Source organism: Edwardsiella piscicida (assembly GCF_001896205.1).
In the GTDB taxonomy this organism is placed as follows: domain Bacteria; phylum Pseudomonadota; class Gammaproteobacteria; order Enterobacterales; family Enterobacteriaceae; genus Edwardsiella; species Edwardsiella piscicida.
The window spans coordinates 2,167,551-2,190,232 of the sequence record NZ_MPNU01000001.1 but is presented as its reverse complement, the minus strand read 5'-3'; the positions used below and the strand labels follow the sequence as shown (position 1 = coordinate 2,190,232).

The 22,682-nt window shown below is 53.8% G+C and carries 29 protein-coding genes and 2 pseudogenes; 27 read left to right on the top strand and 4 right to left on the bottom strand.

Annotated elements, in window-relative coordinates; all coding sequences use genetic code 11:
* Nucleotides 1-63: 63 nt before the first annotated feature.
* Nucleotides 64-363 carry a helix-turn-helix transcriptional regulator gene (locus tag BRD58_RS10115; protein WP_073382709.1) on the bottom strand — a complete coding sequence of 100 codons (300 nt, stop codon included), beginning with the start codon at nucleotides 361-363 and terminating at the stop codon, nucleotides 64-66.
* Between the two features lie 101 nt (nucleotides 364-464).
* Between BRD58_RS10115 and BRD58_RS10110 the strand changes: the two genes are divergently transcribed.
* From BRD58_RS10110 to BRD58_RS10100, 3 genes are all read left to right on the top strand, one after another.
* Nucleotides 465-929, top strand: coding sequence for a hypothetical protein (locus BRD58_RS10110; RefSeq protein ID WP_236721589.1), 465 nt, complete (start codon nucleotides 465-467; stop codon nucleotides 927-929).
* Between the two features lie 12 nt (nucleotides 930-941).
* Nucleotides 942-1,274 carry a DUF4761 family protein gene (locus tag BRD58_RS10105; RefSeq protein ID WP_321970051.1) on the top strand — a complete coding sequence of 111 codons (333 nt, stop codon included), beginning with the start codon at nucleotides 942-944 and terminating at the stop codon, nucleotides 1,272-1,274.
* A 134-nt stretch (nucleotides 1,275-1,408) separates the two neighbouring features.
* Complete coding sequence (locus BRD58_RS10100; protein WP_073382705.1) at nucleotides 1,409-2,020, top strand: hypothetical protein; 612 nt, start codon at nucleotides 1,409-1,411, stop codon at nucleotides 2,018-2,020.
* Here the strand turns inward: BRD58_RS10100 and BRD58_RS17920 are convergent.
* The gene (locus BRD58_RS17920) at nucleotides 1,993-2,319 is read right to left on the bottom strand and encodes a hypothetical protein (protein ID WP_139263896.1); all 327 of its coding nucleotides are present in this window, start codon (nucleotides 2,317-2,319) and stop codon (nucleotides 1,993-1,995) included. The genes BRD58_RS10100 and BRD58_RS17920 overlap by 28 nt on opposite strands.
* 158 nt (nucleotides 2,320-2,477) lie before the next feature.
* Between BRD58_RS17920 and BRD58_RS10095 the strand changes: the two genes are divergently transcribed.
* The 6 genes from BRD58_RS10095 (at nucleotide 2,478) to BRD58_RS10070 (ending at nucleotide 8,806) form a co-directional block, all read left to right on the top strand.
* Nucleotides 2,478-2,879 carry a hypothetical protein gene (locus BRD58_RS10095; protein ID WP_236721588.1) on the top strand — a complete coding sequence of 134 codons (402 nt, stop codon included), beginning with the start codon at nucleotides 2,478-2,480 and terminating at the stop codon, nucleotides 2,877-2,879.
* A 69-nt stretch (nucleotides 2,880-2,948) separates the two neighbouring features.
* Nucleotides 2,949-3,914: a DNA adenine methylase gene (locus tag BRD58_RS10090; protein ID WP_078057735.1), complete on the top strand. Its 966-nt coding sequence runs from the start codon at nucleotides 2,949-2,951 to the stop codon at nucleotides 3,912-3,914.
* Between the two features lie 10 nt (nucleotides 3,915-3,924).
* Nucleotides 3,925-5,034, top strand: coding sequence for a DNA cytosine methyltransferase (locus tag BRD58_RS10085; protein WP_073382701.1), 1,110 nt, complete (start codon nucleotides 3,925-3,927; stop codon nucleotides 5,032-5,034).
* A complete protein-coding gene (locus tag BRD58_RS10080; protein ID WP_236721587.1) occupies nucleotides 5,031-7,550 on the top strand; it encodes a replication endonuclease in 2,520 nt (839 codons plus the stop codon). The genes BRD58_RS10085 and BRD58_RS10080 overlap by 4 nt, the downstream gene beginning before the upstream one ends.
* A 204-nt stretch (nucleotides 7,551-7,754) precedes the next feature.
* The gene (locus BRD58_RS10075) at nucleotides 7,755-7,970 is read left to right on the top strand and encodes a BTB/POZ domain-containing protein (RefSeq protein ID WP_073382696.1); all 216 of its coding nucleotides are present in this window, start codon (nucleotides 7,755-7,757) and stop codon (nucleotides 7,968-7,970) included.
* The gene (locus tag BRD58_RS10070; RefSeq protein WP_073382691.1) at nucleotides 7,967-8,806 is read left to right on the top strand and encodes a hypothetical protein; all 840 of its coding nucleotides are present in this window, start codon (nucleotides 7,967-7,969) and stop codon (nucleotides 8,804-8,806) included. The genes BRD58_RS10075 and BRD58_RS10070 overlap by 4 nt, the downstream gene beginning before the upstream one ends.
* A 490-nt stretch (nucleotides 8,807-9,296) precedes the next feature.
* Here BRD58_RS10070 and BRD58_RS10060 read toward each other — a convergent pair whose 3' ends face one another.
* The gene (locus BRD58_RS10060) at nucleotides 9,297-10,340 is read right to left on the bottom strand and encodes a phage portal protein (RefSeq protein ID WP_073382682.1); all 1,044 of its coding nucleotides are present in this window, start codon (nucleotides 10,338-10,340) and stop codon (nucleotides 9,297-9,299) included.
* Nucleotides 10,340-12,073 carry a terminase large subunit domain-containing protein gene (locus tag BRD58_RS10055; RefSeq protein WP_073382677.1) on the bottom strand — a complete coding sequence of 578 codons (1,734 nt, stop codon included), beginning with the start codon at nucleotides 12,071-12,073 and terminating at the stop codon, nucleotides 10,340-10,342. Before BRD58_RS10055 ends, BRD58_RS10060 begins: the two co-directional genes overlap by 1 nt.
* Nucleotides 12,074-12,230: 157 nt before the next feature.
* Here BRD58_RS10055 and BRD58_RS10050 point away from each other — a divergent pair, with 157 nt between their 5' ends.
* The 18 genes and pseudogenes from BRD58_RS10050 to BRD58_RS09965 all read left to right on the top strand — a co-directional run.
* Complete coding sequence (locus BRD58_RS10050; RefSeq protein WP_073382673.1) at nucleotides 12,231-13,067, top strand: GPO family capsid scaffolding protein; 837 nt, start codon at nucleotides 12,231-12,233, stop codon at nucleotides 13,065-13,067.
* Between the two features lie 22 nt (nucleotides 13,068-13,089).
* Nucleotides 13,090-14,163: a phage major capsid protein, P2 family gene (locus BRD58_RS10045; RefSeq protein ID WP_073382668.1), complete on the top strand. Its 1,074-nt coding sequence runs from the start codon at nucleotides 13,090-13,092 to the stop codon at nucleotides 14,161-14,163.
* Between the two features lie 47 nt (nucleotides 14,164-14,210).
* A complete protein-coding gene (gpM, locus tag BRD58_RS10040) occupies nucleotides 14,211-15,041 on the top strand; it encodes a phage terminase small subunit (protein ID WP_073382664.1) in 831 nt (276 codons plus the stop codon).
* Between the two features lie 105 nt (nucleotides 15,042-15,146).
* Nucleotides 15,147-15,674: a head completion/stabilization protein gene (locus tag BRD58_RS10035; RefSeq protein ID WP_073382659.1), complete on the top strand. Its 528-nt coding sequence runs from the start codon at nucleotides 15,147-15,149 to the stop codon at nucleotides 15,672-15,674.
* Nucleotides 15,674-15,874 carry a tail protein X gene (locus tag BRD58_RS10030; protein WP_073382655.1) on the top strand — a complete coding sequence of 67 codons (201 nt, stop codon included), beginning with the start codon at nucleotides 15,674-15,676 and terminating at the stop codon, nucleotides 15,872-15,874. The genes BRD58_RS10035 and BRD58_RS10030 overlap by 1 nt, the downstream gene beginning before the upstream one ends.
* Nucleotides 15,865-16,167, top strand: coding sequence for a phage tail protein (locus tag BRD58_RS10025; RefSeq protein ID WP_073382650.1), 303 nt, complete (start codon nucleotides 15,865-15,867; stop codon nucleotides 16,165-16,167). The genes BRD58_RS10030 and BRD58_RS10025 overlap by 10 nt, the downstream gene beginning before the upstream one ends.
* On the top strand, nucleotides 16,151-16,696 hold the full coding sequence (locus BRD58_RS10020; protein ID WP_073382646.1) for a lysozyme: 546 nt from the start codon (nucleotides 16,151-16,153) through the stop codon (nucleotides 16,694-16,696). The genes BRD58_RS10025 and BRD58_RS10020 overlap by 17 nt, the downstream gene beginning before the upstream one ends.
* A complete protein-coding gene (locus tag BRD58_RS10015) occupies nucleotides 16,693-17,130 on the top strand; it encodes a DUF2570 domain-containing protein (protein ID WP_073382642.1) in 438 nt (145 codons plus the stop codon). Before BRD58_RS10020 ends, BRD58_RS10015 begins: the two co-directional genes overlap by 4 nt.
* Nucleotides 17,033-17,239 carry an Rz1-like lysis system protein LysC gene (lysC, locus tag BRD58_RS18405; RefSeq protein WP_073382639.1) on the top strand — a complete coding sequence of 69 codons (207 nt, stop codon included), beginning with the start codon at nucleotides 17,033-17,035 and terminating at the stop codon, nucleotides 17,237-17,239. The genes BRD58_RS10015 and lysC overlap by 98 nt, the downstream gene beginning before the upstream one ends.
* A 101-nt stretch (nucleotides 17,240-17,340) precedes the next feature.
* The gene (locus BRD58_RS10005) at nucleotides 17,341-17,805 is read left to right on the top strand and encodes a phage tail protein (RefSeq protein WP_073382635.1); all 465 of its coding nucleotides are present in this window, start codon (nucleotides 17,341-17,343) and stop codon (nucleotides 17,803-17,805) included.
* Nucleotides 17,802-18,440 (top strand): phage virion morphogenesis protein, encoded by a 639-nt coding sequence (locus BRD58_RS10000; RefSeq protein ID WP_073382631.1) that lies wholly within the window; start codon nucleotides 17,802-17,804, stop codon nucleotides 18,438-18,440. The genes BRD58_RS10005 and BRD58_RS10000 overlap by 4 nt, the downstream gene beginning before the upstream one ends.
* Nucleotides 18,437-19,017, top strand: a pseudogene (locus BRD58_RS09995) (phage baseplate assembly protein V). Before BRD58_RS10000 ends, BRD58_RS09995 begins: the two are co-directional and overlap by 4 nt.
* Nucleotides 19,014-19,382 carry a GPW/gp25 family protein gene (locus BRD58_RS09990; RefSeq protein WP_073382627.1) on the top strand — a complete coding sequence of 123 codons (369 nt, stop codon included), beginning with the start codon at nucleotides 19,014-19,016 and terminating at the stop codon, nucleotides 19,380-19,382. Before BRD58_RS09995 ends, BRD58_RS09990 begins: the two are co-directional and overlap by 4 nt.
* The gene (locus BRD58_RS09985) at nucleotides 19,369-20,265 is read left to right on the top strand and encodes a baseplate assembly protein (RefSeq protein WP_073382622.1); all 897 of its coding nucleotides are present in this window, start codon (nucleotides 19,369-19,371) and stop codon (nucleotides 20,263-20,265) included. Before BRD58_RS09990 ends, BRD58_RS09985 begins: the two co-directional genes overlap by 14 nt.
* Nucleotides 20,258-20,872 (top strand): phage tail protein I, encoded by a 615-nt coding sequence (locus tag BRD58_RS09980; RefSeq protein WP_073382616.1) that lies wholly within the window; start codon nucleotides 20,258-20,260, stop codon nucleotides 20,870-20,872. Before BRD58_RS09985 ends, BRD58_RS09980 begins: the two co-directional genes overlap by 8 nt.
* A complete protein-coding gene (locus BRD58_RS09975) occupies nucleotides 20,862-22,178 on the top strand; it encodes a phage tail protein (RefSeq protein ID WP_236721586.1) in 1,317 nt (438 codons plus the stop codon). Before BRD58_RS09980 ends, BRD58_RS09975 begins: the two co-directional genes overlap by 11 nt.
* Nucleotides 22,178-22,540 (top strand): tail fiber assembly protein, encoded by a 363-nt coding sequence (locus BRD58_RS09970; RefSeq protein ID WP_236721585.1) that lies wholly within the window; start codon nucleotides 22,178-22,180, stop codon nucleotides 22,538-22,540. Before BRD58_RS09975 ends, BRD58_RS09970 begins: the two co-directional genes overlap by 1 nt.
* Nucleotides 22,524-22,661: pseudogene (locus BRD58_RS09965) on the top strand (helix-turn-helix domain-containing protein); the annotation flags it as partial. The gene BRD58_RS09970 and the pseudogene BRD58_RS09965, both read left to right, overlap by 17 nt.
* Nucleotides 22,662-22,682: the final 21 nt, after the last annotated feature.

Below are 22,682 nucleotides of genomic sequence, written 5' to 3'. Positions count from 1 at the left end.
TCCCTCCAACAGTCAGATCACTATCCTGGTAACAAATAGTGAAAATGTAATGCTTATAGATCGTTAGCCAATCTGTTTCCCGGAGTGGTCTGATTGAGTTTCTCCAGGCCCATTGTGTGCGAGAGCCGGTGCTATCTGGCCTCGGCTTGGATCGGTGCGGTCATATAAGAACCACTCCTGGTACTTATGAAACCTGGGGTGCCCAAATATTTTGATCGCGGAATCTAAAGTCATTCGCGATTTACCGCTCTCATACCCCAAATATGTTGTGTAGTTAATTCCTACTAAATCAACAAATTGCTGCTTATTCAGCTGTTCTGAGAAACGAATCAGCCGCAACTTCTCACCTTGACTGGTTGACATAACCTTGAGATCTCCAGATAATCGCATTTATTCAAGGTTTGCTGCATAGCATCAAACCGACTCAACAAGCCTCTATAGAGGTTAATCAAGGAGTCTAACAAATGACAGAATCACGAGAAATTGAATTAATCGCGGGATCTCAACATTTGCGGCAGTTCCCGTTAGATAACGCCAGAGTGGAGCGCATCTGTAAAATGTCTCAAATGCAAGCTGACGGCATTCGAGACATGAACACCGAAGAACTGCAAGCGCAGATCTTCGTCACTCCTGCTGAGTTTGCCTACCTCACCGGCCGCACACTCAAATCAGTTCGCAACCTGATGGATCGCGCACAGCTTCCGGTTCACCGCGAAGGCATGCCAGGCTCAAAACGACCAAAGCGCTTCATCATGCTGCAAGAATATTGGGAAGCCGTTGCACACTGTCGCGCCCTGGTTACTCCGGAAGAAAAGCATTACATCGATCGCCTGATGCGCGACAAGGCCACTTATCGACGCACCACCGGGAACACGCACAATGTGTTGAAGCGTAATAGCCGCAATGCGCTTTCTCGTGGCCGAGCATAGGAAAACGCAGACATGAAAAAGCGCTACTCACAATATGGGTCATATGCCGGGAGTATTCCGGGATTGGTTCAAGTAAGCAAAATGAAAAAGTTCTACTCACAACACGGGTCATATGCTGGAAGCATTCCGGGATTGGTTCAGGTAAGCAAAAACGTTTATGTATATTCCGGCTTCACTATCCGCAAATCATCACGTAATGCTTTTAATCGAAGCAATTCGTATTCGATAAACAAGTGGGATGATAACGGCAGTATTGATAATTATTATGGCCGTGACTTTGCCTTGTCTGAAGCGATGCGAACCATTGATAGGATGATGCAAAATGGATGCTTTATCCCGATGTGATAGTGATAGCTGGCGACTTGCTTTCTGGCTATTCGCTTTTTCTCAAATATTTCTATATTCGGTACAGGCCATCATCAGGGATCACTGTCGCCGGGTTCAACTCAAAAGAAAAATTAGATTACGGAGTAAGCAATATGAAAACAGACTACGCCAAAAAAATTAACGCTTTACTAGAGTGTTTTTATTTCAATAATGAGCTTGTCGGAATGCCTTACGATAACTCGTTGGGTTTATTGCGCCATGGTGTTTCTCATTTGTACTTTCTGGCCGTGTGCTCAGGTGAGGTTGATGTTGCAACCATCGAAGAGATCCGCAAGCTCACAATCGAAATCACCGAGGGTAATGTACCACAGCCGTATGATCTGTCCGCCATACGCCATACGGAGGCTGGCAGACAGACTCGCAGCAGCTACGCATCAATAAGAAAAGATGAACTGATAGAACACTTTGCTGCACTGGATTTTGATCTTTTCAGGAATGACACCAAGCATATTATGGATATTATTGCATTCAGACTAAAAAGTTATTTAAAGCCATCATTAAGCCTGACAAATGCCAATATCTGTAGCGAGGTTGCCAGAAGCGTAGTTAAAACAGCGAGCGTGGTTTTTATGGTTAAAGAAGTATCAGAAACAAGGGGGGTGAGTATGGATGATCTTCTAACTATCAATCGCGCCATAGCCGAATTAGCTGACAAGCTACAGCGCGCCATGGTTGGTTATAAGGCAGATAGTCTTTCAAGATAATCGCTAATTAACTTTGAACGGGCGATTTCTGATTCATTAATAGCTGCGGGATTATGAGATAACGTGATTATTTTATCTGAAAGACGCTTTTTAGCTTCCTCATCAAGACACGATGTGATGAGAGTAATCATGGTTTCAGCAGCAACAAGCCGATCTTTAAGATTTAGTTTTTCCTGCTCATCAGGAGAGAAGAGATGGTCGCTTTCGCACTCGTGATGAGCATCAAACGTAACGCGAGAATGGCTAAAGTCAATCGAATTCAGCAAAGAGCACAGTGCATCATTTTTAGTTTGGGACATAACGATTCCTTGCACGTAGTGAAAGTTTACGCCTGTCATGCCTTCGAAAACGTAACAGGCGTAGACAACATAGCACGGCTTCTTCGCCGGTCGAAGCCTAAAAAACCGGCACATGATAATGAACAATATAGATAACAGTGGTGTCACGGAGACCGGTGATGAATATGCGGAAAAACAAACAGCAGTACGAGCAGTCAGGTCGCCTGATGTTCCTTGCTCAGTACGACAGGTTGAAGCAAAGTCTTTCCACTTCACGCACAAGTGATACCGCTCGTCGGTTTGACCGCCTGAGCGAAGTTCAAAAAAAAGCGATCATCCTGCTGGCAAACGAAGCCGCGCAGCGGTTTAAAAATCTGCCGCCGCTGACTCACTCCCATCTCACCATGCCTTTCGAACAGTTCAGTACTCAGGACAAAGTAAGCCTGATGTTGGGCATTAAGCGCCTTGCGGAGCTGGCTGCGGCGATGCCGTGGGAGTTCTCTGATCATGCTGCGTCGCGCCTTGAAATGCAGGCCTTACGCGAATCACCACCACCCGCACCGGATGGCGCAGTCGATTAACCACTGAATGATTAACCAGTAGTCAGGCGCATCACCGCGCCGGGCTTCCTACACCCAGGAGAAAGCAAGATGATTCGATCGCTACTCAAATGGCCCGGTGGCAAAAGCCGGGTAATGTCTGAGCTGCTCCCTCATTTACCAACGGCTGGTTGCCTCGTTGAGCCTTTTGTTGGCGGCGCTTCCGTGTTCCTCAATACCGATTATCGCCGCTATATCCTTGCGGATATCAACCCAGACCTGATCCAACTTTATCGTGAGGTGAAGGTCAACCCTGAGCTGGTGATTGATCTTGCGCGCCAGCTCTTTGTAAATGGCAACGCCAAAGAGGCGTATTTACAGAACCGCCGCATTTTTAACGATACAAAAGGTCTGCTTAATACTTACCGCTCAGCCTTATTTCTTTACCTAAACCGCCACGGCTACAACGGCGTGGTGCGTTACAACCGGAGTGGCGGTTATAACGTGCCGTTTGGTCAGCATAAAACCGCGCCTTACTTCCCGGAAGCGGAGATCCGTCAGTTTTCTGAGAAGGCTAACGACACCAAAGCTATCTTCCTGTGCTGCTCGTTTCAAAGCACCTTCAAAGTGATGGTTGGAACGGATGAAGCCATCTACTGTGATCCGCCGTACCTGCCTACCAGCGAAACAGCCAATTTCACCCAATACCACGCCGAGCCATTCACCAAAAAGGATCACCGCCAGTTGGTGGCGGAGCTGCTGGAAGTTAACCGCAAGCATGGCGCGAAGGTCGTTATTTCAAACAGCGACACCGAAACCACCCGCGAGATTTACCAACCATTCAAGCTGCACGAAATCAGTGTGCAACGTTCCGTCAGCACTGACAAAGACAACCGCCAGAAGGCCAAAGAAGTGATCGGCGTGCTACCTGTCTGTGATGGCTGCGGGCGTCATGGAGGTGGTCATTGCCCAGACTGCGGCCCATGCGCTGGGTATTCAGCCGGATGCGGAGATGAATCCGATAGCGATGTGCTCCCCGGCTATTGGGAGTCAGAAGAAAACCCGATTCCACTGTGAGACGCCCTCTATGACTGCCTATTACAACGAGATAGATCCCTTCGCCGCGCAATGGCTGCGCAACCTGATCGACGCTGGGCACATTGCCCCGGGCGTCGTAGACACACGCTCAATTGAGGAAGTAACCGCAAATGACCTTAAAGGATTCACGCAATGCCACTTCTTTGCCGGGATCGGTGTCTGGTCTTACGCCCTGCGCCGTGCCGGATGGCCCGATAATCGCCCCGTCTGGACAGGTTCTTGCCCCTGCCAGCCTTTTAGCGCCTGCGGAAAGCGCCAGGGATTTGACGATCCACGCCACCACTGGCCATCATGGGTTCACCTTATTAAGGAGTGCTCGCCTCACGTTGTCTTTGGGGAACAGGTTGCAAGCAAAGACGGCCTCGCATGGCTCGACGCTGTACAGGCTGATCTGGAAAACGCGGATTATGCCTTCGCAGGTTTCGATCTCTGCGCTGCGGGCTTCGGTGCCCCGCACATCCGCCAGCGCCTCTTCTGGGTGGCCGACGCCGATAGCCAATTCATGGAAGCATCCATCGAATGCGGGCCGGGAGGGAGGATTGAACTTGCAGACAGCGGCAGTCTTATCGGGGTGGACTACGCCAAGTGCGAGCGACGGAACGCGGGGCGGAGCGGGGATTACTCCGGGTATGTCCGGCAGCAGTCTAGCGCAATTAGTGAAGCTGGCAGGCTGGCCGACACCAACAGCGTCGGACGGGAAGGGGGGGTATCAGGGCGGGAGAGTTCGCAACGGGAAGTTATCAACGGATCGGCTGGATGTAACGGCGCAGCTTGCGGGATGGCCAACGCCGAACACCTGCAACGACAGAAACCCGCGCCCGCAGGATGCCTTGATGAATTACCGGGAGAATGGCTCCAAGATTCAGAAGCGTCTGCAGGATTTGGCGGCAATAGCGGGACCGGCACGGTTAACGGTTTCTGGGGATCTGCGGACTGGCTTTTCTGCCGCGATGGAAAGTGGAGGCCAGTTAAACCCGGCATTAGCCCTTTGGTTGATGGGGTTGCCGGACGAGTGGGCCAGCTGCGCGCCTACGGTAATGCCATCGTTGCGCCGGTCGCGGAAGCGTTCATAACTGCCTATCTGAAAAGTGCGCAATGACCACGGCAACCCGTGGCCGTCGCGCCCCTTCTCCACCTCCACCGTATCCGGGTAGTGCCCCAGACGCCACCCGGTACGATTACGAATGGCAGAGGCCAAAAGCTGCCATTTTTGTTGATAAGACTCCCGTTGTTGATCTAGTCGAGCTGGGTCAAGAACAGGAGTTTTTGGCGTGGGTGAAAGTCACTCTTGCGCCGCTACCTCGCTTTATTCGCCTGCGTCTGGCTTCCCGAATTGACAGTATTCACACCATGAAGGGCAGGCACATAGCCCGTCTGGCGCTGCGCGATATCATCCGCAGGGATCTGCCGCCTATCAACATGGTGAATGAGCAATACGCTATTGCGATGACCGATGAGGCTAAATCTCAGGCTGATACAGCATTCAAAGGGTTAAACCCGCTTTACCACACGTTTAACATTCTGCATGGATTGGTTGAGCGCTTTAACCACCTGCCGGACTTCACGCCAGAAGATGTTGAGCTATTGGCGCAGGATATTGCTATCTATATGCGGTCTGTGCTGAGTGAGGTTCACGAAACAGTAGAAACGCAGAGTGATCGCAAATATGCCGGATACCTTTACACCGAAGCGGCTATCCTCGCGCGGCTTTTCTTCCTGACGCCTCCGAGCTGGGCAAAGTATTGCCGGGGGGCGCTGTTTATTGATGAGACAACTACCGGCATTAGCAAGATGCTGGATGATCGCTACTGGCACCGTAACCTGAAAAAGTACGCCACGCGCTGGCGTGAGCACCTGCATATTGCCTTTGGTGATGTAAAGCGAGGTGCTGCGCCATATTGCAGTAAGCACCACGTTGATGAGTGGGATGCCAGACGCAAGCGCAGCCGCGCGATCATGTCCCGTCTTGAGCTGGAGGACCAGGACACCAAAGAGCGTATTTCGCTTATTGAGCAGATCGATAAGAGCATATCTAACCCGGCATTGCGCCGCGTTGAACTGATGACCCGTATCGGCGGCTTTGAGAAAGTGGCCACCGAAAGCGGCTACGCGGGCCAGTTTTTTACTCTGACAGCTCCATCCAAATATCACGCTTATACCGTATTCGGTCATCGTAATGCCAAATGGAACGGTGCTAGCCCAAGAGCAACGCAGCGCTACCTTAACCGTGTATGGCAACAGATCCGCGCCGAGTTAGCCCGAAACAAAATACCGATTTTTGGTCTGCGGGTGGCTGAGTCCCATCATGATGGTACGCCGCACTGGCACGGCCTGCTGTTTACGCTACCAGAGCATGAAGCCGATCTTCATGAAACGATGGAGCGATATGCAACCCGCGAAGATGCGGAGGAGTTGCAGGGTAAGCACGGCAATCAGCCCCGTTTTGATATGAAGCCGATCGATCAGGAAATCGGCAGCGCCACCGGCTACGTGGTGAAGTACATCAGTAAGAATATTGACGGCTACGCGCTCGACGGCGAAACGGACGACGAGAGCGGCAGGCCGCTGAAAGAAACATCAAAACACGCTACCGCCTGGGCATCGTGCTGGGGCATCCGTCAGTTTCAGTTTTTGGGCGGTGCGCCGGTATCTGTCTGGCGTGAGCTGCGCCGGCTCCGCAATCAGGAGCAGGCCGACAAGATAAACCCGCTGTTTGCTGAGTTGCACCGCGCAGCGGATGCTGGCGACTGGCAGCAATACACTCAATTGCAGGGTGGGGCACTGGTTGCCCGCCGTGATCTGCCGTTACGCATCTGGTATCAACAGAAAGACCAACCAAACGACCACGGCGAATATCAGAACCTTATCAAAGGGCTGGTGATGCCTCACACCTTCTTGCCACCGATTGAAACCCGCCTGCATACCTACCGCGTTGTGCGTAAGAAACCGGAGGTTTTAGACGACTCCGGGCAGGCCGTTGACTTTGATTTTGACCTTCGGGGCGCGTCCGCGCCCTCTAGGACTCGTGTCAATAACTGTACTGAGGTCAAAAAACGAACAAATTCACCGCCCGGATCACCGTCATTAATGACAGTGCCAGCTGAGCGGGAAGGGCCGGAACAGTTTGAGATCGGTCAGTTGACTCAGGAACAGCGAAAACAGGTGCGTGAAAGCCTTCATAACCACAAACCGAAGCGGCAGAAATCGCCTGCTGATGAGTTTGAGGAGCTGGCGCGCAGCATTACCAGCGGCGACTGTTCCGAATATGACACCCAGCGGGCAGAAAGTTACCTCAAAGCCGCCCATGCGATCAGGCAGCAAGAGCAGGTTTTATCACCGGCAATTGCTGGTTTGGCTGGGCTGGTTCAGTCATGGGCGCAGGTTAAGAAGGTACAGATCAGCAAGCCGCAGGCCATGCAACTGGCGCGCGGTAATGAAGTGACGGTACTCGATACCGTGTATCGCGCACATCCGGTTACGGGTGAGTTGATTATCGCCGGTACCGATCAGCCGTGGCGTAAATCCATATCCAAACACAAGGTTGACGAGTTGATTGACCTCTGGAAAGCAGCAGTTAAACCAGTGGATGGTAGTTGTGTTAAAAACTCAAACTGAACACAACATGTTGTGTGGTGTCTAAATAATACGAACACATACAGCAAAAACTGTTGATATGGTTCATGCTTTAATATAAATAACGTAGCAACAAGCGCCTTCAGATACACTGAAAGCGCAACAGATTCTTAGAGTTGTTCTTTGTAACTAAGTTATTTGTTTGTTTTTATTGATTTTGTATGTTGTAACGAGAAGGAGGCGGATATGTCTTTTGCATACGGGCTGTCATTATCTGGAGCTATGTTCAGTTCAAAGGAGCGACTGACTAAGGCTCTGAAAGATAACAAAAACAGCTATACCATTAGCCGTGATGGTCATGTGTCATTGAATCTCAATGATGCCGAAGTCGTGGAAGCCATTACTCGCCAGATCGAAAAACTGGGTGATATCAAGGAAGAAAACGGAAAAAAAGGTGAATGAATACAATCATCCTGGCGATTGCTTTGATAAGTGGCTATCTGTACGTAACTAGAGCTGTTTCAGCAAGATACATATTTAAGCGTTCCGAAGGTTGGGACGCTTATTTTTATGTTGCAGCATGGGGTGTTCTGTTCACTTTAGTGTCATGGATGCTTTGCTCCTTGCTTAGTGTGTTGGGGCTTTTCCGATGGGCCTATAACTTCCTTCTTTCATGCGAAATTATCGACTCAAACTCCATCACGCGGGTTTTTCCACTATCCCCCGCCGAGCAATTTAACTTTGCTGATTTCAAATTTGCTCTTTTTGGCGTTGCGTCAATGTTCATAGCATGGGGATGTGGGCATTTTATGCGCTGGTTCGTTTGTCGTAATGAAGATAGGCGAATTGAGGCTCTTGTAAAAGCGGTGCACCATGATCCACTTGAAAGCCTTCTTATCGAGGCTGCCGTAAGAAAATTCCCAGTGATAATCACTCTTAGTTCACGCAAGTTTTACGTTGGGATTGTGGACTGTCCAGAGTTCGAGCATGGGAGCGCAGATTATTTACAGTTGCTGCCGCTTCTTAGTGGCTACCGTGACAAAGATACCCTCACTATCACAGTCACGACTAACTACAAGCGCCACTACATAGACAGTGGAATTGTGGGTGGTTTAGAGAGTAGTACAATGAGCTTGGCTAATTTTCGGACGTTAGTACCGAAGCGTGAGATAGAAGGAATATCATTCTTCGATACCTATACCTACTCTCAATTCAAGGCCAAAGAAGAGGATGATCGTTCAGGCTCAACTACTCTGTTACCTACATTTATGCCTGGTGGGAATGGTTCTTCAACGTAAACCAACCATGACATTAAAAGGGCCGATAAGGCTCTTTTTTATAAGTGGGGTGCTGCACAATAGTGCGCAAATTTGCACAATTTTTTTGAGGCTATTTATACTCTTTCCGCCCTGTGGCGGCGCGGTCTGGCTCAGGATCGGCAAATGCACAAAAAACGAAGCAAATGTCGCGCGCTGGTGACGGGGGAACAGCCCCCGCAACAGGGGCGGGGATGCCCTATAGATACGCTGATTAACGCCGCAATCGCCTATTAGCGCGTCGTTTAGCTATGGGGTGTAGTGTTTTGATGGTGTGGAAAAGCGCCCGCCAGCGTGGCGCTGAGGCGCTACAGTGTGATCGATGTATTGCGAGGTGTTCAGGCGCCAGCGCGCTGCTCACTATAGGAAGAGACGGGGGTGTTGAAGGTATTTGATGATGCGTTGGACGGTTCGCCATGCGCTGGCCGGAACAGTCAGCGCTGACGGTGGTTTATGGCTGAGACGTTGCGGGTTAACTCTGATCCAGCAGTGCGTAAGGGTTAAATCGGATCACCTCTTCACCCAGCCAGTCATTGACGTGTTTCATGGCCTCCATCACCGGCATAAGCTCATTAATCGCATAGACCCGTGCAGCCTTTTCCACGTCACCGAACGATCCCTTTTCGCCTGGCATGGCTCCCATCAGCTGCGGTGGCACGCGATGGGCTGCAAGGATATCGTCGCGGGAAGAAGCCTTGACGTTCATGAATTCATCTTTCGCGGTGATCTGCTGGAATGGCAGGATTTGCACGCCATCTTTGCCTCCGCCGGGTGCATGCAGTAGGATATTTTTGAAAGCCCCCCTCCCTCTGGACTCCGACAGCGTTTTCTTTACCACCTCCACGCTCTTGTCGTTGGCCTGTGCTGAGCTGATGTAAATAATACAGCCAGCATGGGAGCCGTTATCATAGTACAGCTTGCGGAACGTATCTGCAGAGTGCGCCAGGCTGGCAGACAGCAGCCCGCCGATATACTCCGGCATACCGTAGATTTCCTGATTGATATCGGGGTTCATGATGTGGCACACATCACCACGTCGGAATGTGTACTCTTCCTTTCCTTCCTGCACGTACCAATAGGTATCGAGATCGACTCCCCTACGCGTATATTTCGCCAAGGCATGCCGCAGCTCCAGCGGCCCACCGAGCCGGTTGGTGCGCATCTCAAGATAAGTGTTGCCAAAGACAAACCAGTCAAGAGCAAACCCGGAAAATGCCTGCCGCGATAGCAGCCTGTGGGGGATGAAACACCCGAGCAGCACGTTGCGCTTAAAGTACAGCGCGGACTGATGCCATGACGTTTTGCGTGATGCTCGCGCCAGCCCGTACCAGTCAACCGGCGTTTCAAAGTACCGGCCATTATCGGCGCAATACATGTTATCCAACAGATCATAGCTTTCCGCGCGGTAGGGCCCATCAAAGCTGAAGGCACTCAGTGACGGCGCACTTTTCAGTGCATCAGACAGGTCACGCGCTGCGGCTGGCCGGCGGTTGTAATTTTTTTTACTCTTTCTCATTAGAACTCCATTGCGAATCCACCGCTGCCGTCTCTTTCCTGTCCCAGCGGTTCGTTGATAATGGCGAGCATCGTCGCCCAGGCCAGATCTCCGTGGCTGATACCGCGGGCTCGGTCGGTGTCATAGGTGATAAATCCGCCCGGCGTTTTCACCTTTCGTACGGCATTGAACGCCGTCACCAGCGCCCGCTCACTGCGATCGTACTCCCAGCGACCGGCGCGGATAATCTGGAGCATTTTCAGCACCAGGGCGCGCTTTGAGGTCAGGTTAAAGGTGTACGGAACCACCATAGGGAAGAACTTTTTTACTATCTGATAGACGGCTTCGCCGTTGCCACCCGTCACGTCAATGCCAATATGCTGAACGTTATATTTAAACGTCAGATCCTCGATCACTTTGGCCTGTTCTTCGAACTCCAGCCCTTGCACCTGGATGGTTTCAATCGTACGGAACTTGCCACCTGACACCAGGGGTGGCACTGTGACGGACACGCCGCCGCTGTCGCCGTTCCCGCTGCTACCGTTGGCGTCATAGCCTATCCAGACCGCGCGTTGCCCCATTGGCCTGCTGGCGAAAGGTTTCCAGTCGGGCCACTCGTCATAACCGTCAGCACCGCAGCTGATCAGGGCGTTAAGGTTAAAGGCCGACTCACCATCACGAACGAACTCGCACATGTACAGGTTGCGAAATTCATCATCGCTGTTCTCGTCCTGAATCTCTTCAAGGTCGGTATACTCCCAGCCGTGGTCTATCACATCCTTCAGGGTGACGATCTGACGCCAGGTTTTATCCGGGCATAGCAGGCCGCTGTTCAGCGTTTTCCACCCCACGTCAAACGCCTGCCGCTTCGCTTTGGCGCGCTTCTCGTTCCAGCGATCGCCCGTCCAGAACGGGTAAGCCTCATGGGTTTCACCGGAAGGCGTAGAAAAGTACGTTCGCGTCAGCCCTTTCAGCGTCGCCATTGCCCCCGCCACTTTGCGCAGGTTGGTGAAGTTACTGACCCAGAAGAATTCATCGAATTTCAGGTTGCCGGTATATGACTGCGCGGTTGCCGCTGATGTACCGAGAAAATGCAGCTCTGCGCCGTTGGACAACACAATCTTATCGCCACCTTTCAGTTCAACGTCCACTTCTTCTGCCACCTTCTGGATGAATCCCCTGAACTGGTGCGCCTGACGCCGGGACGCCGACAAAAAGATCTGGTTGCGCTGATACGGGTATTTCACATCATCCCGCAGCGCATCAAGCAGCGCCTCGCGGGCAAAATACCAAGTGGCGCCAATCTGGCGCGACTTCAGGATCATGCGGTTACGGTGATGACGCTGTTCATACCAGCCGCGTTGATGCCAGGACAGGGAGTCAAGAATTTTTTCCCGTAGCGCCGTTATTTGCTCATCGGTGAAATGGTTCTTCAGCTTGCGCCTGCGCGTTTTTTTTCCGCCAGCCACCTCTGCTGACTGACCATCATTCAGCTTCTTTATCTGCCTGGTCAGCAGGTCAATTTCTTTGAAGTCGCCACCGGTCTTCTCTTTCTTGTCTGTCAGTTGGATAAGTCGCGCATCCATGGACTGCGTGACGCGCTGGATAGTGGGCGTTTCGTCCCATTCGTCGCGTTTTTTCCACGAATAAACGGTGTTCTGGCTGATACCCATCAGGCGCGAGATCTCCGCCGGCGGGTAGCCCTGCCAGTAGAGTTGTTTTGCGCGTAGCCGTACAAAAGCGTCCTGAATCATCTCGTCTCCCCTTGTATGCAGGGAAGATTACCGCGCGCGCGATCCCGCTTTCGCCCTCTTTCAGTTCTGCGCTATCCCCGACAACAAAAGCACGTTGAGACAGCGAGTTACGCTCTGTCATCATGACCATAAACCAACCAGTAACAGGACAATCAGCATGGCGAGCACCGCAAAACCAGCCCGCAAAAAGTTTCGCGTCGCCGTTTCCGGCGCTACCGTTGACGGTCGCGAAATCAGCGGCGAACACCTGAAGGCCGCTGCGGAAAGTTATGATCCGAGCGTTTACGCTGCACGTGTGAACGTGGAGCACTACCTGTCGATGCTTCCGAACAGTGATTTCAGCGCAATGGGGGACGTGACCGGACTCAGCGCCGAAGATATCACCGATGGCCCGTTAAAAGGCCGCACCGCGCTCTATGCGGAAATCGAACCCTCAGTACGAATGAAGCAGCTCACCGATGAAGGCAAAAAGGTGTATTCCAGCATTGAACTGCACCCGCAGTTTGCGCTGAACGGCAACGCCTATGTTGTCGGGCTCGCCATGACGGACACCCCGGCAAGCCTTGGCACGGACCGTTTGAAGTTTGCTGCCCAGCAGCGCGCCCAGGTCATGGCGTTCAATAACCAGCAGACCGAACCGCCGATGTTTACCGAAGCGATGGAGGCGGAAGTCATTGAACTGACACAGCAGCGCAATGAAGAGGGTAAGCAGTGGTTCAGCCGCGTAATGGATCTCATTGGCAAAGGCCGTAAATCAGACGGCGAGCAGTTCAGCCAAGTGCGTGAAGCCGTGGAGAGCGTGGCGCAGTCTCACGCCGACCTCCTCGATCGTTTCAATGCACTGGAGCAGAAGAACAGCGAAGCCAGCCAGCAGGTTGAAAAACTCACCGGTGAATTGACCACCCTGCGGGAACAGTTGCAGGCCCAGGACAGCAACCCGACATCCCGCTTTGCTGCCACTGGTGGTAATGGCGCACAGCTGGTTGATTTCTGATTTAACGAAGAGAGACAGACTAATGACAATCGTACTTTCCGGGAATACCCGCGCACAGCTTGAGCTGTACATGCAGCGTCAGGCGCAACTGAGTGGCGTGACCGTCAGCAACCTGGCTAAGCGCTATTCGGTGGAACCGTCCGTGCAGCAGCGGCTGGAAAATGCCGCCAAAGACAGCACCGAGCTGACGCAAAAAATCAACGTCATCGGCGTTGACGATCAGGAAGGCGATAAAGTCCTGATTGATACCACCGGGCCGATTGCCCGCACCAACTCCAGCAGCGACGGTACGAAGCGCCGTAACCCGGCGAGCGCTCACGAGCTGGCCGCGCGTCGTTACCGCTGCGAGCAGGTGAACTACGACACCTTCATCAGTTATTCACAGCTGGATGCATGGAGTGCCCACCCAGATTTTCAGGCCAGAGTCAGTCAGCAAATCGCACGACAGATTGCGCTTGACCGCATCATGATCGGTTTTAACGGCACCTCGCATGCGCTGATCTCTGATTTCGCCACTAACCCGCTGCTTCAGGACGTGAATACCGGGTGGCTGGAGCAAGTCCGCAAACAGGCACCGGCCCGCGTTATGTCTGATGTGACCATTTCCACGCGCGATATGGATAACAGAGTCACCGCAAAGGGCCTGTATGGCAACCCTGACGCATTGGTACAGGATGCCCGCTCTTCCTTGCTGGATGAATGGCATAAAGACGCACCGGATCTGGTGGTGCTGATGGGACGCGACCTGTTCAACACCCTGCGCCTGCCGCTGATTAACGCGATGAGCACCACTAACCCCAACACGGAACTGATGGCCGGACAGCTGATTATCTCTTCACGCTTTATTGGCGGTTTGCAGGTGTTCCTTGCCCCGTTCTTCCCGAAAGACGCCATGCTGATCACCTCGTTCAGCAACCTGTCGATCTACTTCCATAAGGGGTCGCTACGCCGCCTGATGAAGGAAGAGCCGGAGTACAACCGCATCGCAACCTACCAGTCGATGAACGATGCCTACGTGGTGGAAGACTACGGCAAGAGCGCGCTGATTCAGGGCATTAAGTTTGCTGATGCTCCTGCTGAAGGTGGCGGTGCGTAACTGGCGGAACGGGCGCAATGCGCCCGTCATAACGGAGGACATAACTGATGCTGACACCGGCACAGAAACATTTTCAGAGCGTCATGGCGCAGCGTACGGGACTGAATACTGATGAAGAGACCCTGGGCGAGCGTACCGCACACGAGCAGATCCTGCATCGCCTTCGCCTCGCGCAGTCACGGTTAAGCGGGATCCAGTCCAACGCGGCAAAAGCAGAGGTTAAAAAAGAGCTTCTGCCCGATTTCGCCGGATGGATTGACGGCACGCTTGAAGGCGACAGCGGTCGCCAGGACGAAGTGATCACCACCCTGATGGTGTGGGCGGTCGACTGTGGCGATCTGGCGCTTGCCTTGCGTATCGGCGAGTACGTGATACGCCATAACCTCAGTCTGCCGGACAATTTCGGACGCGACGCCGTGACGGCGCTGACAGAAGAGATCTGCAATCCGATCCTGACGCTGGCGGGCACCGACCCGGACGCGGATTTATCCGGCTTCATCGCGCCGCTGGATACGCTGTGGGAAACCGTCACGAACCGGGATATGCCTGACGAAGTGCTTGCCAAGCTCTGCAAGGCCTGCGCCTTCGCTCGTCGCGCATCCACTGACCCGGAAACACAGGGTTCCTCGCTGAAGTTGCTTCGCCAGGCGATGCACCTTAACCCAAACGCCGGCGTTAAGCGTGATATCGCCGCGCTAACCCGCGCACTTAAAAAGGTTCAGGGTGCAGGTGACGATAGTGATATGGCCACCACCGCCGAAAATGACGCGGCTGCAGAAGAGAAAGCACCTGCACCAGCGGAGGCTAAAGCCCGCAAAGCGCCGCGGAAAGCAACTACCGGGAAGGCCAGCGCCGCCCGCAGAACCACAAAAAAATAATTAAGACTTCGACCCCCGTCGACAGGCGGCGCGACCGGCGATCTGAGCTCTCTCCGTGTTCTTTTTACCGGCCGCCCACCGCCTGGTTTTTCTGGAGAGCACCCTATGAGCATGGTGGCAAAGCCTCGTATAGCACCTGCAGAGAACGACACCACCGATATTGATGATGGTGAAGAGAAAGTCACAGCCGGAGCGTTCTGGCCTGACATTGTGCTTCGTGAGCTGCGCCTTGCCAGCCGTATTCCGGGCAGGACGACCACTTCACGGCTGATGTACGTCACCACCGAGGCCGTCGCGCATGTTACCGATGAGCTTCAGGAGTGGCAGCGGCAACAGTTGGCAGCGGGCTACACCACGCTGGCGGACGCCCCGACCATGAAACCGAATGGCGAGCCCGAAGTGCCTCCGCGAGAAATCAACGGCGAGAGCGTCAATATTCACCGCTACCGCCGTGCGGTCTACGCCGCTTCCCGCGCGCTTATTCTTGAGAACGCCCGCGACGTGGATACCACCAACAAGAGCGACCGGAAAGCGGACGCGCTGGATACCCAGGCGGAAGACCTCTGGCGCGATGTTCGCTGGGCCATTGCCGATATTCGCGGCGCTCAGCGTATCTGGGCGGAGCTTTGCTGATGAAGGTGAAAGCGCTACAGGGCGACACCGTGGATTTACTGTGCTGGCGTCATTACGGCACCACGCAGGGGATGACGGAGAAAGTGATCGCAGCCAATCCAGGGCTGAGTAAGCAGTTATTTCTGAACCCTGGTCAAGAGGTGGAGCTGCCGGATCAGGGGCAAAAGAAACTACGGGAGATGGTACAGCTATGGGGCTGAATATATTCCAGCGGATACATGACCACATCACTTTTTTTATGTCAGTGGTGGTCACCGGTATCGGCGTAATGACCATCAGCGAAAAGATCGCGATGGCGGGTCTGCTGTTGGGGGTGCTTTCACTGGCCCGCGCCTGGCTGCATCGTGGCAGGATGGAACGGGCGCAAAAGCGCCGTAACGATCTGATTGCACAGATCCTCAGTCAGTCTGAAGCCAGGAGCCTGTGCGAAGCGGAACGCCGGGCGCTTGAGCTGCTACAGCATGACGGGCATTGCGATGAATCTTCCCGTTAAGCGTTACGCCGTCGCCGTCATCGTGGCTCTGGGTATCTCGCTGGCCCCGGAAGCCCTACGCACATCCGAAGATGCACAGGTAAAAATTGCCACATGGGAAGACTGCCGCGCCACCCCCTACCGGGATATTGCTGGAGTAGCAACGGTCGGCTGTGGATCCACTGGCAATGTGCAAAACCGGCTGTACAGCGAAAGCGAAGTGGCGACACGTTGGGTTAATGGTCTGCACCATGCAGAAAACTGCATTAACCAGAATTTTAACGGCGCGAATATGCCACAGTCTGCGTTTGAGTCCATGACGGACGCGGCCTATAACCTGGGCTGTTCTGGCCTGATGTGGTTCAAAGATAGAAATGGAATACGTCAGCGTACCACTATCTGGAAACAGGCTCAGGCACATCAGTGGGCTCCCATGTGCAACCGGCTGACTGATTTCGTTAACAGCGGCGGGAGACGTGTACAGGGACTGTTCAACCGTCGCATCGATTTTAAGGCCTGGTGCCTGCGGGATGTTGAGGTGTCGGGGTGAATCAGACAATCACGCTCTGCTTGCTGCTGGCGCTGGTCACCGGGGGCTTACTCTGGCAGACAAACCAGCGCGGGAAAGATTCGGTTCGCAATGACGAACTTTCCCGTGAGCTGAAAAAGACCGGCGAAATCATGGATGAGCTGCGGGCGATAAAGGCAGACGTCACCGCGGTACTGGCACAACGACAGGCAGATGAACAGCAACGAAACGTACTAGGAGAAACCCGGCGTGAAAACATGCGTGAAGCAACGAAAAACGATGCGTGCGCTAACACTGTTGTGCCTGCTGCTGTCAGTAACAGCCTGCAAGACCGCCACGCCAGTGCCGCGGGTGCAAATGGTGTGCGAACCGGTTCCGGAAAGTCTGACGGCCGCAACGCCACGGCCGGAACTGTCAAGCCCCGTCACATGGGGCGGAATAGCCAGTTGGAGTGATCGCCTGCGCGATGCGCTGGATAGCTGTAATGCCGATAAGGCCGCGATTGGTGAGATCGACATTCGCCGCCTGAAACGATTAGCTGAGCACGCGGGAGCCGGACAGTGACGTTATTTGATTTTATTGCTGAACATCCATTTTGGACGCTTATTTATCTGCTGATTATTGCGGGCGCGATTGAGCGTTTCGCACGTTAAAAAGGTGCTGCCATGCTGAAAATTAACTCGCTGCGGGAAGCAATGGTCAACGCCAGCCGCTGGTGTAAAGCCAACCCGGAGAAATTCACGGTCTTTGTGGAAAGCGGCGGCATTGAGACGACCGGCGAAACACCCTCTTTTGCCTATCGCTATAACCTGGTGTTTTTCGCCATGGATTTTCCGGGCGATATCGACGATTTCACCTTGCCGCTGATGGCATGGCTCTGGCACAACCAGCCGGATCTGCTGCTGAACCCGGAGAAGAACAAAGATATTAAGTTTTCAGTCGCCATCAATGACGACGACAGCGCCGATATTCTCTATGAAATTCCCGTTCTGGAGCGCGTGAAGGTCAGTCGCAAGGGCGACGGAACCATTCATGCAGAACACCTGCCGGAGCCTAAACCACGCATTCCTTCAATGGGAGGGGACTGGAGTGCTGTTTTTGAAGGCGTGACGTGGGAGGCCGCGGTATGAGTGACGATCGCTTTCGTGAGCTGGATAAAGTATTTAGCGATATTCTCGCCAGTCTTTCAGCATCAGGACGGACTCGCTCTGCCCGCCTCATTGGACAGGAGGTACGCCGCAGCCAGCAGCGCCGAGTCCGGGCGCAGAAAGGCCCAGACGGGGCCGCGTACCCACAACGCAAACGCCGGATCATTCGCTCGCAGCAGGGCATTAAATTTATATGGAATGATGAGGTCAGGACGTTGAAAAACTGGCACGGCGGGCGAGGTAAATACGGACGCACTATCACCGGTTTTGATACCGATCGTAATGACATTCGAACTTTTTACCGCAGCGATATTGAACGCTATCTGGAAATTAATACGCGCGCGCTGCGCCGCGATACTGCCCGCAAAGCGCCGATGTTTGAGCGCCTGCGTACGCTGCGCTTTCTGAAGATGCACCCTGACGCACAGGGTGTAACCGTGGGTTATGACGGCGTGGCCGCACGTATTGCCCGTGTACACCAGTATGGCCAGCGTGACCAGGTTGGGCCGGGCGTGATTGCTAAATACCCTGTCCGTGAGCTGCTGGGGCTGTCTTCGGCGGATGAGGGGCTGATTTATAACACCACCATTAACAGCCTGGGAGGCGCTGCACGATGAACGCCGAACTGATGCGCCTGCTGGAAAACATCATTCGCATCGGCGTGATTTTTGCCGTTGATAAAAAAAATGGCGTGTCCGCGTGCGTAGCGGGAATCTGGAAACGGGCTGGCTACGCTGGAATGCTTCACGGGCCGGAGGGTTCAATATCTGGATCCCGCCTTCCGTGGGGGAGCAGGTATCTATTGCCTGCATCGGCGGCAACCCGGAGACCGCCATTGTTCTGGGAAGCCTGTACAGCAATGACCATCCGGCACCGGGCAGCAGCCTGAAAGAAATCGTGATAACGGCACCGGACGGTGCTGTTGTTCGCTACAACGCCGACGCCAGCGCGCTGGAAGCTACCGGCATGAGGACCGCGAAGATTGAGGTAGCGGTTAGCGTCACGCTGGATGCGCCTGTTGTGGAATGCACTAATCATCTAAAAGCCGCCACGTTTGAAGTCACAAAAGGCGGCGAGATGCACGGTGATATTGAGCACAGCGGTGGAAAAATGACCTCTAACGGCGTGCAGGTTGATAACCACGGTCACGGTGGTGTGAAGCAGGGCGGGGACTGGACGGAGGGTACTAAATGACAGCGAGCTACACGGGGATGAATCCCAACGGGACCGGCACCCTGAACGATGCCGATCAGCTGTGGCACTCAGTGAAAGACATATTGACTACACCGCTTGCCAGTCGGGTGATGCGGCGTGATTACGGCAGTCTGGTGCCAGACCTGATTGATGAGCCTCAGAATGATGCCACCCGCCTTCAGTGCATGAGCGCCGCCGTTATCGCGCTGGCACGCTGGGAAACCCGAATTGCGCTCAACACCATTGATATTCGCTGGTCAAGGGACGGACGGGCTATAGCGGAACTCACCGGCATTATCACCCGGAACATGCAACCGGCCACCGTCACGATGACACTGCGGGAGAGCAGCCATGGCGACGATTGACTTATCGCAGCTTCCACGGCCGCAGATCATTAAAGTGCTGGACTTCGAGACGATCCTTGTCGAGGTTAAGGCATTCATGGTTGAGGCATTTCCACAGGAGCAGCAGGCCGCTGTTGCTGCCGCGCTGGATCTGGAGTCTGAGCCGTTGAACGTCATCGCCCAGGTGGTGGCCTACCGGGAAATGATGCTTATGCAGCGCATCAATGACGGTGCTGCAGCGTGCATGCTGAGTCACGCCACCTTAGGCGACCTGGACAATCTGGGAGCCAACAATAATACCCAGCGCCTGGTCACTCAGGAGGCCACTGATACCACTGACGCCGTCGATGAAAGCGACGCTGCATTCCGGTTACGCATTCAGGCTGCTTTTGAAGGTCTGAGCGTCGCGGGGCCAACTGGTGCGTATGAATATTTTGCCAAAAGCGCCAGCGGTAAGGTGGCTGACGCCAAAGCAACCAGCCCATCGCCTGCCGTGGTCGTGGTTTCCGTGCTCTCCACCGAAGGAGACGGAACGCCAGGTCAAGCGTTACTGGAAACCGTTACTAAAGCGCTGTCTGCTGACGACAAAAGACCGGTTGCCGATCGCCTGATTGTTCAGGCGGCGGAGATTGTGAATTACCGCATTAACGCCGTTCTGTATCTCTATCCGGGGCCGGAGTCTGAGCCCATCCGTACCGCCGCTGAGAACGCCCTGCGGGCATGGGTAAGCCAGCAGGGCAAGATTGGCCGCGACGTTGCCCGCTCCGCCATTATGGCGGCACTGCATGTGCAGGGTGTCCAGCGCGTGGTGTTGCCGGACCCCATCAGCGATATCGTTATTAACGATACGCAGGCAGCACGGTGCGAGTCATTCACTATCACGGTCGGGGGAACGGATGAATAACAGCCTACTCCCACCTTCTGCCAGTCGCTTCATGCGGGATGTGGAGAAAGTCACGTCACGGATTGATCGTATTCCGGTTGACCTTCGCAAACTGTGGAACCTGGACGAATGCCCCGTTGATCTGCTTCCCTATCTTGCCTGGGCGCTGTCCGTTGACCGTTGGGACAAGAGCTGGTCAGAGCAGACAAAGCGACAGGTGATTAAGGCCGCATGGCTCGTTCATCGTCACAAAGGCACGATTTCAGCGCTGAAGCGTGTTGTTGAGCCTTTCGGTTTTTTACTGCGGGTGATCGAGTGGTGGCAGAGCAACGAAGAGCCGGGCACCTTCAGGCTTGAGATTGGCATTCAGGAACAGGGGATCACCGAGGAAACCTACCGCGAGCTGGAGCGCCTGATTGATGATGCAAAGCCTCGGAGCCGCCACCTGACGGGGCTCACTCTGTCATTGCAGACGCAGGGCGCAATCACCGCAGGTGCTGGATGTTACACGGGGGATACGCTAACCGTTTACCCCTATTTTCCTGAAACCATATCCGTAAGCGGTGGCGGCTACACCGGCGCGGCAGTCCATTTTACTGATACCGTGGAGGTAGCATTTGGCGACTAAATATCTAGCCCTGTTAACCAATATCGGGGCGGCAAAACTGGCAAAAGCCGCGGCGTTGGGCTCGAAGGTTGAGATCACCCAGATGGCCGTAGGCGATGGCAACGGCGTACTACCAACCCCGAATCCTGCACAGACCGCGCTGGTGCATGAAATGCGTCGCGCTCCGCTAAATATGCTGACCGTCGACCCGGCAAACGCCAGCCAAATAATCGCGGAGCAAGTCATACCAGAAGATGTGGGCGGATGGTGGATCCGCGAAATCGGTCTGTTCGACAAAGACGGCGACATGATTGCTGTTGCCAACTGCGCGGAGACTTACAAGCCGCAGCTGCAGGAGGGAAGTGGACGCGTTCAGGCCATCCGCGTGATCCTGATTGTCAGCAGCACCGAAGCGGTAACACTGAAGATTGATCCCGCCGTCGTACTGGCAACGCGCCAGTATGTCGATGATAAGGTAATTGAGGTGCGTGCGTATGTTGATAGCCAGCTGGAGGCCCATGCGCGGTCACGCAATCACCCAGACGCGACAACAGCTGCCAAGGGCTTTGTGCAGCTAAGCAGCGACGATAATAGTGCAGCTGAGGATAAGGCGGCTACGCCGGCCGCCGTTAAAAAAGTCCGGGCGCTGGCTGAGACTAAAGCACCGATCGATAGCCCCACACTCACCGGAGCGCCGACCACGCCGACCCCGCCGACGGCGGCCAGCGGTTTAGAGATTGCCAACGCGGCGTTCGTTGCGGCAAAGATCGCGTCGCTTGTCGGATCGGCTCCGGGGGTATTGGATACTCTGCAGGAGATTGCCGCTGCACTGAATAATAATCCGAATTTTGCCAACGAAATGATCAGGCAGCTGGCAGGAAAGCAACCGCTAGACAGCACGCTTACCGACATCAGCGGGAAGGACGTTGCTGGGATTCTCAAATACCTTCAATTGGGGGAAGCGGCGAAACGGGATGTCGGCACGACGTCAGGAACCGTGGCGGCTGGGGATGACGTCAGACTATCCCAACAGATCGGGATAGGTCAGACATGGAAAAACGTATTATCATCTCGATCCGTTGGGGTTAATTATGTAAATAGCGAAAAGAGGCCAATAGTTGTTTTTGTGGAGGTAAAACCCCCAATAAATGGTACATCAGGAATATCTGTTGATGATGTTATTGTTGCCACTGCCAAAAATATAAATGCAGATTACGCCTCATTTACCGCTGGATGCCTGGCCATAGTTCCACCTGGTAGCACGTATATAGTGAAGGGGTACGTTGGTTCAAATCCTATAACTACAACATGGTCGGAGCTGTCATAGTGAAATACTTTAAAGATGATAATCATTGCGTGTACGCGTACGCTTCTGACGGTTCACAAGATAAATTTATAAAACCTAGCATTATCCCCATCACTGAAAAAGAAGCGATGGATATAGCTAATCCCCCACCGACTCAGGATGAGGTAATAGCAGAGGCTGAGGCTAAAAAAATACAGCTGCGCGCCACCGCTGATGCTGAGATTGCGTGGCGGCAGGACGCTGTCGATGCGGGGATAGCGACCGCCGCAGAAACCGCGGCGTTGGCTGAGTGGAAACGCTATCGGGTACTGCTGATGCGCGTTGATACAGCGGCACCCGTCTGGACTACGGCGCCGGTGGAGCGGGCCAAAGCTGACGCCTGAAGCATGGGCACAGGCTGGTCGGCTGCTCGCAGCAGGAGAGCCGCAGCGGCGCGTGGCGATGATATTTGATGTGGGTGTTTCTACTCTATATAAACGGTTCCCAGCGTCAGGAAATCAGTAAGGCTGTCCCCATATTTGGCCG